11 protein-coding genes are annotated in these 12927 nt (G+C 63.4%); 5 read left to right on the top strand and 6 right to left on the bottom strand.

All coding sequences use genetic code 11. The features are described from left to right. Window positions 1-37: 37 nt before the first annotated feature. Window positions 38-3196: an efflux RND transporter permease subunit gene (locus V1292_RS06100; RefSeq protein WP_334371054.1), complete on the bottom strand. Its 3159-nt coding sequence runs from the start codon at window positions 3194-3196 to the stop codon at window positions 38-40. Window positions 3197-3205: 9 nt separating this feature from the next. Then, a complete protein-coding gene (locus tag V1292_RS06105) occupies window positions 3206-4408 on the bottom strand; it encodes an efflux RND transporter periplasmic adaptor subunit (RefSeq protein WP_442895494.1) in 1203 nt (400 codons plus the stop codon). A 202-nt stretch (window positions 4409-4610) separates the two neighbouring features. Between V1292_RS06105 and V1292_RS06110 the strand changes: the two genes are divergently transcribed. The 4 genes from V1292_RS06110 to V1292_RS06125 all read left to right on the top strand — a co-directional run bounded on the left by V1292_RS06110 (window position 4611) and on the right by V1292_RS06125 (window position 8562). After that, window positions 4611-5216 (top strand): hypothetical protein, encoded by a 606-nt coding sequence (locus V1292_RS06110; RefSeq protein ID WP_334371056.1) that lies wholly within the window; start codon window positions 4611-4613, stop codon window positions 5214-5216. A 170-nt stretch (window positions 5217-5386) separates the two neighbouring features. After that, window positions 5387-5596 carry a hypothetical protein gene (locus V1292_RS06115; RefSeq protein ID WP_334371058.1) on the top strand — a complete coding sequence of 70 codons (210 nt, stop codon included), beginning with the start codon at window positions 5387-5389 and terminating at the stop codon, window positions 5594-5596. A 216-nt stretch (window positions 5597-5812) separates the two neighbouring features. Further along, complete coding sequence (locus V1292_RS06120; protein WP_334371059.1) at window positions 5813-6952, top strand: FAD-dependent monooxygenase; 1140 nt, start codon at window positions 5813-5815, stop codon at window positions 6950-6952. Next, window positions 6949-8562 carry a benzoate-CoA ligase family protein gene (locus V1292_RS06125; protein WP_334371061.1) on the top strand — a complete coding sequence of 538 codons (1614 nt, stop codon included), beginning with the start codon at window positions 6949-6951 and terminating at the stop codon, window positions 8560-8562. The genes V1292_RS06120 and V1292_RS06125 overlap by 4 nt, the downstream gene beginning before the upstream one ends. Before the next feature lie 145 nt (window positions 8563-8707). Here the strand turns inward: V1292_RS06125 and V1292_RS06130 are convergent, their stop codons facing one another. Both V1292_RS06130 and maiA read right to left on the bottom strand, forming a co-directional pair. Continuing rightward, window positions 8708-9217, bottom strand: a complete 510-nt coding sequence (locus tag V1292_RS06130; protein WP_334371063.1) for a MarR family winged helix-turn-helix transcriptional regulator — start codon at window positions 9215-9217, stop codon at window positions 8708-8710. Beyond that, the gene (gene maiA, locus V1292_RS06135; protein ID WP_334371065.1) at window positions 9207-9839 is read right to left on the bottom strand and encodes a maleylacetoacetate isomerase; all 633 of its coding nucleotides are present in this window, start codon (window positions 9837-9839) and stop codon (window positions 9207-9209) included. The genes V1292_RS06130 and maiA overlap by 11 nt, the downstream gene beginning before the upstream one ends. Before the next feature lie 107 nt (window positions 9840-9946). On the opposite strand from maiA, the gene gtdA reads away from it, so the two are divergent. Then, window positions 9947-10987, top strand: a complete 1041-nt coding sequence (gtdA, locus tag V1292_RS06140; protein ID WP_334371067.1) for a gentisate 1,2-dioxygenase — start codon at window positions 9947-9949, stop codon at window positions 10985-10987. A gap of 153 nt (window positions 10988-11140) precedes the next feature. On the opposite strand, the gene V1292_RS06145 is transcribed toward gtdA, so the two are convergent. Then, window positions 11141-11968 (bottom strand): ABC transporter permease, encoded by an 828-nt coding sequence (locus V1292_RS06145; protein WP_334376955.1) that lies wholly within the window; start codon window positions 11966-11968, stop codon window positions 11141-11143. Beyond that, window positions 11961-12734, bottom strand: a complete 774-nt coding sequence (locus V1292_RS06150) for an ABC transporter ATP-binding protein (RefSeq protein ID WP_334371069.1) — start codon at window positions 12732-12734, stop codon at window positions 11961-11963. Before V1292_RS06150 ends, V1292_RS06145 begins: the two co-directional genes overlap by 8 nt. Window positions 12735-12927 lie beyond the last annotated feature (193 nt).

The raw sequence follows: 12927 nt of genomic DNA on the forward strand, positions 1-12927 counted from the left end.
TGGTGGGCACGCTTCGCTTTGCCCACCCTACGGGGTCTTAATGCGTCGCCGCCGTCGCCTGTACGTCCGCCTTCTTCCGCTTCCGCTCCTTCAGCCAGTTCTCGAACCGCTGGATCACGACGAAGAACGTCGGCACGAACAACACGGCGAGACACGTTGACGCCAGCATGCCCGAGAACACGGTGATGCCGATCGACTTCCGCGCATTGGCGCCGGCGCCGGTGGCGAGCACCAGCGGCACGACGCCGAGGATGAAGGCGAACGACGTCATCAGGATCGGACGGAAGCGAGCGCGCGCTGCCTCGACGGCCGATTCCAATAGCGGCTTGCGGTCGCGCACGTGGAGCTCGAGCGCCACCTCGACGATCAGGATGGCGTTCTTGGCCGACAGCGCGATCAACAGGATGATGCCGATCTGGGTGTAGAGGTTGTTCTCGATCCTCAGCCCGCTCAGCACCAGCATCGGGCCGAGCAGCGACAACGGCACCGCGAGAATGACCGAGATCGGCGCGTACCAGCTCTCATACTGTCCGGCCAGCACGAGGTACACCAGCAGCAGCGCCAGGCCGAACGCCCAGTAGATCTGGCCGCCGACGACCTTCTCCTGATACGACATCGCCGTCCACTCGAAGCCGGTGCCCGGCGGCAGCGTCTTTGCGGCGATCTCTTCCATCAGATTCATCGACTGGCCGGAGCTGTAACCCGTGGCCGGCAGCCCGATGATGGATGCCGATGGGTAGAGGTTATACAGGCTGATCAGCGACGGCCCGACCGCCGGCGTGATCTTCGCCACCGCGCCGAGCGGGATCATGTCGCCCTGGCTGTTGCGCACCGTCAGCCTTTCGATGTCGCGCGGGGTCAGGCGGAATTGCGCGTCTCCCTGCGTATAGACCTGGAAGGTGCGGCCGAACTTGTTGAACTGGTTGACGAAGCTCGACCCCATGTAGGACGACAGCGTCGAGAACACCTGGTCGGTGGTGACATGCATGGTCTGGGCCTTGACCCGGTCCACCTCGACGTCGAACTGCGGCACCATCGAACGGAACGGCGAACTGACCCGTTGCAGCGCGGTTTGCGTTGACGCATTGGAAACGACAGCACCAGTGATCGCCTGCAACTTGCTGAAATCGGAATTGCCGTCGCGAAGCTGCACCTGCATCGCAAAGCCGGCCGCATTGCCGATGCCCTGGATCGGTGGCGGCGGGACCACCAGGATCCGTGCTTCCTCGATCACCGACAACTTTTCGTTCAAGCCGACGAACAGCGACCGCAGATCCTCGCCCTCGCCGCGCGCACTCCACTCTTTGAGGATCAGATAGGCCACGCCGGCATTGGCGAGGCTGGATGAATTGTCGAGCGCGGAAATGCCGGCGATGGTGATCACCTGCTCGACGCCTGCGGTTTTGGCGGTGATGTCGCTGACCCGCGTCAGCACACGCTGGGTCCGCTCGAGCGCCGCACCGTCGGGCAGTTGCACGGCCACCAGCAGATAGCCCTGGTCCTCGATCGGAATGAAACCGGTCGGCACCCGCGACAGGCCGTAGCCGCCGATCGCGATCAGGATCAATGCGCAGATCACAGATACATTGCTGTGCGCGACCAGCCGGCCGATCACCCGGCCATACCAGGCCTCAAGACGGTTATAGACAGCATTGAAGCCGCGGTAGAAAAAGTTGCGCTGCTCCGGCGGCGCTGGCCGGCGCAGCCACAACGCGCACTGCGTCGGCTTCAGCGTCGCCGCATTGATGGCGCTGAGCAGCGCGGTGGCCGCAATCACCAGCGCGAACTGCGCATACATCCGCCCGGTCAATCCCGGCAGGAACGCTGACGGCAAGAACACCGAGACCAGCACCAGCGTAATGCCGATGATCGGCGCGAACAGCACGTCCATCGCGCTGATCGCCGCGTCATGGCCGGACATTCCCTTCTCGATATTATGGGCGGCGCCTTCGACCACGATGATGGCGTCGTCAACCACGATGCCTATCGCCAGCACGATCGCAAACAGCGTCGAGATGTTCACGGTGAAGCCGAGCGCCGCCATCGCCGCGAATGCGCCGATGATGGTCACCGGCACCGTCGTCGCCGGCACCAGCATCGCGCGCCAGTCCTGCAGGAAGATCAGGATCACGACGAGAACAAGAAGGCCGGCCTCGATCAGCGTCTTGTAGACCTCGTTGATCGATTCGGAGACGAATTTGGTGGTATTGAATGGCGTGTCGTACTTGATGTCCTGCGGGAATCCCTTCGCCAACTCCGCCATCTTTTTCTGAACCGCCTGCTCGACCTCGAGCGCGTTGGCGCCCGGCGACTGGAACACGCCGATGCCGGTGGCTGGCTTGTTGTTGAGCGAGAACATCTGGCTGTAGGTCTGGGCGCCGAGCTCGACCCAGCCGACGTCGCGCACGCGCGTGACGTCGCCGCTACTGCCGGTCTTGACGATCACGTTCTCGAACTCGCTAGTGTCGTCGAGTCGGCCGCTGACGTTCAGCGTATATTGAAACGCCTGCCCTGCTGGCGCCGGCGGCGCACCGACCTGGCCGGCGGTGACCTGCTGACTCTGCTGCTGGATCGCCGAAATCACATCCTGCGGCATCAGGTTGCGTGCCTGCAGCTTGTTCGGATCGAGCCAGACCCGCATCGAATACTGGCCAGCCCCGAACACGGTGACGTTGCCGACGCCGGGCAGGCGCGACAGCTCGTCGCGAATGTTGATGGTGGCGTAGTTGCTCAGGAACAGGCTGTCATAGGTCGCTTTCGGCGATGTCAGCGTCACGAACAAGAGGATCGCCGTCGACCTCTTCTGCACGGTGACGCCCTGGTTCTGCACCGATTGCGGCAGTTGCGACAGCGCGCTCGAGACCCGGTTCTGCACCAGCACCTGCGCGAAGTTGAGGTCGGTGCCGATCTTGAAGGTGACCGTCAGCGAATAGGAGCCGTCGGCGCCGCTGTAGGACTGCATGTAGAGCATGTCCTCGACGCCGTTGACCTGCTGCTCGATCGGCAGCGCTACCGTGTCGATCACGGTTTTCGCGCTGGCGCCGGGATAGCGGGTAGTGACCTGCACCGTGGGCGGCACGACGTCGGGATATTGGGCGACAGCGAGCCGGAACAGGCAGACGCCGCCGATCAAAATCATCAGGATCGCGATGACATTGGAAAGAACGGGCCGCTCGATGAAAAATTTTGAAATCATGGCCGGCTCCTACTTGGCCGACGCCGGCTGCGCTTCGACTATTTTCAGTTGCGGATCGACCTTCTGGCCGGGGATCGCACGCAACAGCCCGGCGGTAATCACGCGGTCATCGGCCTTGAGGCCTTCCTCGATGACGCGCAGCTCGCCTTCCAACGGCCCGACGCGCACCTTGCGCTGCTCGACGACATTTTCGCCGTTCACGACCAGCACATAACGTCCGGCCTGGTCGCTGCCGAGCGCGACGTCGGGCACGAGCAGCGCGTTCTGCACCTGGTCCAAAGGCACGCGGATTCGGACGAAGAATCCCGGCAGCAGCGCGCGGTCCGCATTGGGCAGCACGCCGCGCACGGGCAGCGTGCCGGTCGACTGGTTCAGCGTGGTGGCGGCATAGTCGAGCGTGCCCTTGTGCGGAAAGCCGGTCTCGGTCTGCAATCCGACCTCGATCGGCACCTGCCTGAGATCATCGGGCGTCAGGCCGCGCCGGCGCGCTTCCTCGCGGATTCGCAGCACGTCCTGTTCGTTGACGTTGAAATTCACGTAGATCGGGTCGAGAGCCACGATGGTGGCGAGTTGCGTCGGCGACGAAGCGCCGACCAGTTCGCCGACGGAGACGAGATGCGCGCTCACAACGCCGTCGAACGGCGCGACCACATTGGTGTAGCCGTAGTTGACCGCCGCGATCTTGGTATTGACCTGGGCCTGCAGCAGGCTCGCCTGCGCATTGTCGCGGGCCGCGGTGGAATTATCCAGCGTGGCCTGGGAAACGGCCTGCCGCTGCACCAACTCCTGCTGACGCTTGAAATCCGCCTCGGTCTGCCGCACCGATGCCTGCGCGCCGGATTCCGCGGCCTGCGCCTGTTCGAGCTTCAGCTTGTAGGTGTCGGGCTCGATCGTGAACAGGGATGTGCCCTCCTTTACGAAGTCGCCATCCTTGTAGTTGATCGATTGCAGAAAGCCCTGCACGCGCGCGACCAGATCGACATTCTTGATCGCCGCCGTATTGCCGGTCGCTTCCAGATAGCGCGTGAAAGGCCGTTGCAGGGGCGGCGCAACTTCGACCTTCGGCGGCGGTGGAGGAACAAAAGTATTTTGTTCGCAGGCACTTAAGATGCCCATCGCAGCAACGGCGAAAGCTGCACGGCAGGCGGCGGCGCCTTTTTGCGTGACAGTGCCGTGTGATCTCAAGCGTGCAGGCGAACGCGAAGCCTTCATTTTTGGTGCCTCAATCGGTCTTGTTCTGGAAAAGGCTTTATTCAGAAATCGGCTTTCCGCCATCCCATGAAAATAGCAACAATCCGCTTGCGGCGGAACTGGAAAGCGAAAATGATGCGTCCCGAATTTTTCAGCAGACGCATTCAAAACTTCACTTCGGTTGAAGCGGCGGCTTCCGGCGACAACAAAAGGATTTACTTAAATGATCGACATGTTGACGTGCGCGAGAAAGCTTGGGCCGTTGTTGGCGGCCGCGACATTCGCAATTGCAGCACCGGCGTTTGCGCAAGCGCCGAGCCAGGCGCAACTCGACGCGATCAAGTCGCAGTGTCGTTCGGACTATATGGCGCGTTGCTCCAGCGTGCCGCCGGGCGGCGAGGCCGCGCTGCAATGCCTGCAGAAGAACATGTCGAGCTTGTCATCGGGCTGCCAGGGCGCGGTGCGCGCGGTGGAAGCGCCGGCGGCGCCAAAAGCTGAGACGGCGCCCGCGGCAGCGCCCGCAAAACCTGCCGCGGTGACAACGGCGCCCAAGCCCGCAGCACCTGCTGCGGCAGCGCCCGCAGCCGCGGCGCCGGCATCCGGCGGCGCCGCACCGGCCGCGGCAGCAGCGCCGACGGCGATCGTGGTGCGGCCGATGCGGCCCCGCGAAGAACTGTTCGTGCTGCGGTCGACCTGCGGCGCCGACGTCCGCTCGATTTGCGGCGGCGTGCCCGCTGGCGGTGGCCGCATCGTGCAGTGTCTGGCGACCAACGCCGCCCGGCTTTCGCCTGCCTGCAAGGAAGTGCTGGCGCAATTCGCGGCGCGCTAGTCACAAGGATGCGGCCTGCCTGATCTGCGGACAATCCGTTGAACGGCCGGCAACCCAATAAGATCGTCGTGCGTACACGCCGTGAGAACCATCCGCAGAACCTTTCCAAGAAACTTTGAAAGAGAGACTTTCGAGACTGAGTATCAACAGTACAAGTTCGGGAGACCGACATGCGTTACTTGCTGATCATTGCATCCGCCCTCTTCGCTTTCGGCACCGCCATGACCTTTGAATCGACTGAAGCCAACGCCGCTGTATGCGCCAAGGGCGTCTATCGCGCCGGCTGCGCCGGAGCGCGCGGCGCGGTCGTCGTCCGCAAACCGGCTGTGGTTTGCAGGACCGTGTGGGTGAACGGCGCGAAGGTTCGGCGCTGCACCTGAACCCTGCGCGTTTCGTCGCAGGCTTGGTCGAGCCAGAGCTGCCGCAGAGCGGACAACCGTTCGCGGACACCCGGGCGCGGCTGAAGCAGGCCATGCACCGGTGGGTGACCGGGCCTGGAACCGCGCGCCTGTCATCATTTTTCTGTAGCGCAAATTTCCGGCACGGATTAGTCTTCATCTCAAATTAGTAAGTATACTGTCGATTGGGAGGGAGACGTGCGTATCGCCGTCATCGGCGGAGGCCCCGGCGGCCTCTACTTCGCCTATCTCTGGAAGCGCCGTCATCCGGACGCGCATATCGATCTGTTCGAACAGAACCCCGAAGGCGCGACCTGGGGGTTTGGCGTGGTGTTCTCCGAACAGGCGCTGGAATTTTTGCGCGCCGACGACCCCGAGACGGTCGACGCCATCACGCCGCGGATGGAGAGCTGGAAGAACATCACGCTCAATTTGCGTGGTGAGAGCGTCGAGATCGACGGCGTCGGTTTCTCCTCGATCGGCCGGCTCGAACTGCTTACCATCCTGCAGCAGCGCGTGCGCGAGGCGGGCGTGACGGCACGATACGACACCACGATCCAGTCGATCGACGAACTCGGCGGATACGACCTGATCGTTGCCGCCGACGGGCTGAACTCGCTGGTGCGCCGCGGGTTTGAGAAGGAATTCGGCGCCTCGGTTTCACACTCGACCAACAAATTCGCCTGGTACGGCACCAGCAAACGCTTTGCCACGCTGTCGCAGACGTTCGTGAAGACTGATGTGGGCTTCTTCAACGCGCATCACTATCGCTATTCGCCCGCCATGAGCACGTTCCTGGTCGAATGCGATGCGGCGACCTGGCAGGCCTATGGCTTCGAGCACAAGACGATCGAACAGTCGCAGGCGATCTGCGAGGAGATATTTGCTTCGACGCTGGACGGCCATTCGCTGGTGTCGAACAGATCGGTGTGGCGCAATTTTCCCTGGATCTGGAATGAGCGGTGGTCGCACGGCAACATGGTGCTGATTGGCGACGCCCTGCACACCGCGCATTTCTCGATCGGCTCAGGCACGCGACTCGCCATCGAAGACGCGATCGCGCTGACCAAAGCGCTGGAGGCGGAAAACGATATTCCCGCAGGCTTCGCCCGCTACCAGGCTGAACGCAAGCCGATCGTGCAGAAGCTGGTGACGGCGGCGCGCACCAGCGCCGACTGGTACGAACATTTCCCCGAACACATGAAGCTCGACCTGATGGATTTTGCCTACAGCTACATCACCCGCTCTGGGCGGATCGCCGACGCGCGGCTGCGCGCGATGTCGCCGGAATTCATGACGCGTTACGAGGCAGCGAAAAAAATCGGGAGCCAGGCATGACGTCAGAAATTTCCGATTTGGTCCCCCGCGACAATCCGGGAGCGCGCGAGATCGGCTTTGCGATCCCGGAACGCTATAACGCGAGCCGCATCCTTTTCGATAACCTTGCGGCCGGTCGAGGCGGCCGGCTGGCGCTGACCGGCCCCGGCGGCACGCGCACTTATGCAGAGCTCTGCACTGAAGCCGCTCAATGGGGCCACGGCTTTCAGTCGCTGGGCTTGAAGCGCGGCGACCGCATCCTGATGTTCCTCGATGACACGCCGGCCTACCCGGCGGCGTTTTTCGGCGCGGTGCGCTCAGGCTTCGTGCCGCTGCTGATCAACACGCTGACGCCGCCGGAGCTCCTGCAGTTCTACCTCTCGGACGCCGGCGCAGCGGTAGCGGTAGCGGAGGCCGAGTTTACCTCGCGGTTCAACGCGGAGGCCTGCAAGGATACGCCGCTGCAAACCCTCATTGTGGTCAATGGCGTAGCGGGCGAGCACGCCGTGCCACACACCGTCGACGCGGCGAAGTGGCTACAGGGCTTCGCCACCAACCTTCCGGAAGCCGACACCCACCGCGACGAGATGGCGTTCTGGATGTATTCCTCCGGCTCGACCGGACGTCCCAAGGGCATCGTTCATCTGCAGCACGACATGGCCTATAGCGAGCAGGCGTTTGCCCGCAGCGTGCTCAAGCTCGGATCCGACGACATCTGCTTCTCGGTGCCGAAGATTTTCTTCGCCTACGGCTTCGGCAATGCCATCACCTTCCCGTTCTCGGTCGGCGCGGCGACGCTGCTGCTGCCAGGACAACCGAAGCCGGCCACGATCTTCCAGGCGATCGAAAAGTATCGACCGTCCGTGTTCTACGGGTTGCCGACACTCTACACCTCGCTGACCAAGGCCGAGGGTGCGGCGACAACCGATTTCTCGTCGCTGCGGATGGCGCTGTCGGCGGCCGAAGTCTTATCGGCGGAGGTGTTCAACGGCTGGAAAAAGCTGACGGGGCTCGAGATCATCGAAGGGCTCGGCTCGACGGAAGTCCTGCACATCTATCTTTCCAACCGCCCCGAGAAGAAGAAGCTCGGTGCGGCCGGCCTGCGCGTGCCCGGTTACGAGATCCTGCTGAAGGACAAGGACGGCCGCGAGGTCGGCGATAACGAAGAGGGGATCTTGTGGGTCCGCGGCGATTCCAACACGCCGCTGTACTGGAACCGGCCGGACAAGTCCGCCGAGACCATTCGCGACGAGGGGTGGATCTACACCGGCGACCGTTTCATGCGTGATGCCGATGGCTTCCATTTCTTCCGCGGCCGCGCCGACGACCTGGTCAAGATATCAGGCCAGTGGGTCTATCCGCTCGAGGTCGAGCTCTGCCTTGCCGAGCATCCCGACATCAGGGAATGCGCGGTGTTCGCGGCCGAACTGCCGGACCGCCGGATGACGCTGAAAGCTGTGGTAGTGATGAACAAGGGCGAGTTCGATGCGACGAACGCCACCAAGACATTGCAGGACTACGTCAAGGCAAAGCTGCTGCCTTACAAATATCCGCGCGAGATCACCTTCATCGAGGAACTGCCGAAGACCGGCACCGGCAAGATCGACCGGCAGGCATTGATGAGGATGTAACCGCGCCCGTCATTGCGAGGAGCCACCCGTCGGCGCGAAGCGCCGCCGGATGACAGGCTCCACGACGAAGCAATCCATTCCTCCACTTTGTGGCGCTATGGATTGCTTCGCTGCGCTCGCAATGACGGCCTCCCGCTCAAGCCCCTCACCCCGCCTTCCCCAGATGCTCCAGCGCGTCCTCGGCGCGCAGCGGCACGCGCGAGGCTTCATTGTTGAGATCGACGAGCTGCGCCAGGAGCGCCAGCAGGGTCTTGCGGTCAGCAGGCTTCAGCGGCTGCAGCATCCTGACCTGGGCGCGCTCGACCGACGGCATGATGTCACGCAGCACGGCTGCGCCCGATTTCGAGAGATAGAGCAGCTTGACCCGCTTGTCCTCGCGCGAGGGCTTGCGCTCGATCAGCGCCTTACTCTCCAGACGCTCGATGACGTTGCCGAGGGTCGAGCGGTCGAACGCGATCACCGCCGAAAGCCGGGTGGCATCGATGCCCGGATGGGTGTGGATCGCGACCAGCGCCGCATATTGCACCGGCGTCAGGTCGAACGCACTGCATTCCTCGACGAAGATAGAGACCGCGATCTGCTGCATCCGCCGGAACAGATAGCCGGGCGCGGTATAGACCGCATCCATCGTGATCGTTTGTGGCTTACTCGGCATCGGGCTGCCTGTCCGGTGCGGCCTCAGTGAATGCCTTCATTTGCTTTGCCGCGGCTTCCGCCTCGAGCAGGCGGGAAAAGCCTGATACGTCGACGCCGAAGCGCCGCGCATTGGCAAGCTGCGGCAGCAGGCAGAGATCGGCAACCGTCGGCGCGTCGCCGAAACAGAACGGCCCGTTCTCGCCCTTGATCAGAGCCTCGCAGGCAGCGAGGCCCTCGCGGTTGGCCCAAGCCGCCCACTCGGTGACCTTCTCCTCGGGCAGGCCGAGCTGACGCAGCCGGGCCAGCACCTTCAAATTCTGCACCGGATGGATGTCGCAGGCGATAGCGAGCGCAAAGGCCCGCACTTTGGCGCGGCGCAGCGGATCCATCGGCAATAGCGGCGGGTTGGGATGGGTCTCGTCCAGCCATTCGATGATGGCCAGCGACTGGGTCAGCACCGCGCCATCGTCGCCCTCCAGCGTCGGCACCAGCCCCTGCGGGTTGAGGGCGAGATAGTCCGGCGCAATCTGTTCGCCCTTGCGAAGGTGATGCGGCAGGTGCTCTGCCGTGAGACCCTTGAGGTTGAGCGCGATCCTGACGCGATATGCCGCGCTGCTGCGGAAATAGCCATGCAGCTTCATCGGAACCTCCCTGATTCTTATGGCCTGTCCGGGTTTACCACATTGACGCTACCGATATTGTAAGTATACTGTCAATCTACACGATAAAGAATGACGGGAGGCTTGCCATGGAAGCCGTGCAGAAGACGCCGGAACGCGAGGCGTTCTACAAGAAGATCGACGGCGACAATCTCTCCGCGCTGTGGAACGTGCTGGGCGATCTCGTCACGCCGGAGCCGCGCAGCGCCTGCCGGCCGCATCTGTGGAAATTCGATTCGATCCGCGACTACATGACCGAGGCCGGCAAGCTGATCACCGCCAAGGAGGCCGAGCGGCGGGTGCTGGTGCTGGAGAACCCGGGGCTGCGCGGCCAGTCGAAGGTCACGACCTCGCTGTTTGCCGGCGTGCAGATGGTGGTCCCCGGCGATGTCGCGCCCGCTCATCGGCACAGCCAGTCGGCGCTGCGCTTCGTGCTCGAAGGCAAGGGCGCCCATACCACCGTCGACGGCGAGCGCACGGCGATGGAGCCCGGCGATTTCATCATCACGCCGTCGATGACCTGGCACGATCATTCCAACGAGACGAATGAGCCGATGTTCTGGCTCGACGGTCTCGATATCCCGATGGTGCAGTTCTTCGATGCTTCGTTTGCCGAAGGGTCAAACGAGGACCAGCAGAAGATCTCCAAGCCCGCCGGCGACAGTTTTGCGCGCTACGGCCACAATCTGCTGCCGGTCGACGAGAAGCGCAAATCCAAGACCTCGCCGATCTTCAACTATCCCTACAGCTACACCCGCGAGGCGCTGGAGCGCGCCAAGGCACGCGACGAATGGGACGCCTGCCACGGGCTGAAACTGAAATTCTCCAATCCCGAGACAGGCGATTTCGCGATGCCGACGATCGGCACCTTCATCCAGTTATTGCCTAAAGGTTTCAAGACCGCGCGCTACCGCTCGACCGATGCCACCGTGTTCGCCGCGATCGAAGGCAAGGGCCGCACGCGGATCGGCGACCAGACGTTCGAGTGGGGCGCCCGCGATCTGTTCGTGGTGCCGAGCTGGCACTGGGTGACGCACGAGGCGGACGTTGATTCAGTGCTGTTCTCTTTCTCCGACCGCCCGGTGCAGCAGAAGATCGACCTATTCCGCGAAGACCGCGGCAATGCGTGAGGAGTGGCGAAGACTCGTAGGGTAGGCAAAGGAGCGCTAGCGACGTGCCCACCATCACGGACTCCCCGCGCAATGGTGGGCACGCTTCCGCCTTCGCTCGTTGAGCTACGGCGGACAAGTCGCTTTGCCCACCCTACAATTCTACGCCTCACCTCACCGCCAGTGCAGTAACCTCGTCTCCAGCACGTTGATCGCCTTTCCCACCGCCAGCCCGAACAGCGACAGGATCACGACGCCGGCGAGGAGCTGATCGGTCTGCATGAGATTGCCGGCCTGCAGCACGAAGGCGCCGATGCCGAACTGCGCGCCGATCATTTCCGCGCTCACCACCAAGAGCAGCGCCACCGACGCCGTAATGCGGAATCCCGCAAGAATCGAGGGCAGCGCGCCCGGCCAGATCACGCGGCGGACGATCGCATGGAACGGCACGTTAAAACTCTGCGCCATCCGGATCAGGTTACGCGGCACGGCGTCGACGCCGCTATAGACCGAAATCGCCGTGGAGAAGAACACCCCTAACGCAATGGTCGCGATCTTCGGCTCTTCGCCGATCCCGAGCCAGAGGATCAGGAGCGGCAGCAGTGCGATCTTCGGGATCGGAAACAGCGCGGAAATGAAGGTGATGCCGACGCCGCGTGCCAACGTTGAGAGGCCGATTGCAAAACCGACGATCACGCCGGCCACCGTGCCGATCAGCCAGCCTGAGCCGATGCGAACGACCGAAGCGGAAACGTGCTGCCAGAGTGCGCCACTGACGGCGAGCTTGTAGATCGCGACCGCAATCGCCGAGGGCGCCGGCAGAAACAGCGGATTGACCCAGCCGGCGCTGCCGGCGAGTTGCCACAGCGCGATCACCAGCACCAGCGCGATCCACCCGGAAGCGCGGCCACCGCCCGGCATAAAACCCGCGCCGCGGAAGGCGACCGGCCGCGGAACGCTCCCGTCCTGTTGGGTATCCTGCGAGGGCGCGCGCTCAAGCATGTTGAACCTCGCGCTCGGCATCGATCGCCTCCTCGCGGATCAGCGACCACAACTGGTTCTGCAACGTCAGCAACTTGCCGCGGGCATCGATGCCGCCGCGTTCGGCACGCGTCATCGGAATGCTCACGACCTCGCGCACGCGGCCGGGCCGGCGCGACAGCACCACCACGCGGTCGGCAAGCCGCACCGCCTCTTCCAGATTATGCGTAACGTAGACCGCGCCCATCGCGCCGTCGGCCAGCAGGCGGACAAAATCCTCCATCAGCAATTCGCGGGTCTGGGAATCCAGCGCCGACAGCGGCTCGTCCATCAACAGGATCGCCGGCCGCACCGCAAGCGCCCGCGCGATGCCGACGCGCTGGCGCATGCCGCCGGACAATTGCTTCGGATAGGCGCCGCGAAAATCAGACAGGCCGGTGCGGCGCAGCGCGTCATCGACGACGGCCTGGCGCGCGGCGGCATCGAGCGCGGTATGAATCAGCGGAAACTCGACATTCGCTTCCACCGTGCACCACGGCAGCAGCGCAAAATCCTGGAACACGAAGGTCAGCGGATTGAAACTGTTGTCCGGCGGCGCTCCGCGCAGCTCTGCCCTCCCTTCGCTCGGCCGCAACAGGCCGCCCAGGATCGACAGCAACGTGCTCTTGCCGCAGCCGGACGGCCCCACGATCGCCACCACCTCGCCAGAGGCGACGGTGAACGACACGCGGTCGAGTACGTCAAGGCCGCCGAAGCGGTGACTGATATGGTCGGCGATCAGGTCCATGTGGTTCCGAACTCGTTACTTGCTCCGTCATTGCGAGGAGTCACCGGGTCCGGCCTCCGGCCGGCCCGATGATAAACTCCGCGACGACTTGTCCGCCGTAGCTCGAAGAGCGAAGGCGGAAGCAATCCATCTATCCCCGTACCGAAGCATGGATTGCTTCGCTTCGCTCGCAATGACGTCACTGGCGTAACTT

The sequence above is a fragment of the Bradyrhizobium sp. AZCC 1719 genome (genome assembly GCF_036924525.1).
In the GTDB taxonomy this organism is placed as follows: domain Bacteria; phylum Pseudomonadota; class Alphaproteobacteria; order Rhizobiales; family Xanthobacteraceae; genus Bradyrhizobium.

Coding starts and splice junctions, on each gene's coding strand:
- V1292_RS06100 (WP_334371054.1), bottom strand. CDS start 3,196: ATGATTTCAAAATTTTTCATCGAGCGGCCCGTTCTTTCCAATGTCATC.
- V1292_RS06105 (WP_442895494.1), bottom strand. CDS start 4,408: ATGAAGGCTTCGCGTTCGCCTGCACGCTTGAGATCACACGGCACTGTC.
- V1292_RS06110 (WP_334371056.1), top strand. CDS start 4,611: ATGATCGACATGTTGACGTGCGCGAGAAAGCTTGGGCCGTTGTTGGCG.
- V1292_RS06115 (WP_334371058.1), top strand. CDS start 5,387: ATGCGTTACTTGCTGATCATTGCATCCGCCCTCTTCGCTTTCGGCACC.
- V1292_RS06125 (WP_334371061.1), top strand. CDS start 6,949: ATGACGTCAGAAATTTCCGATTTGGTCCCCCGCGACAATCCGGGAGCG.
- V1292_RS06130 (WP_334371063.1), bottom strand. CDS start 9,217: ATGCCGAGTAAGCCACAAACGATCACGATGGATGCGGTCTATACCGCG.
- maiA (WP_334371065.1), bottom strand. CDS start 9,839: ATGAAGCTGCATGGCTATTTCCGCAGCAGCGCGGCATATCGCGTCAGG.
- gtdA (WP_334371067.1), top strand. CDS start 9,947: ATGGAAGCCGTGCAGAAGACGCCGGAACGCGAGGCGTTCTACAAGAAG.
- V1292_RS06145 (WP_334376955.1), bottom strand. CDS start 11,968: ATGCTTGAGCGCGCGCCCTCGCAGGATACCCAACAGGACGGGAGCGTT.
- V1292_RS06150 (WP_334371069.1), bottom strand. CDS start 12,734: ATGGACCTGATCGCCGACCATATCAGTCACCGCTTCGGCGGCCTTGAC.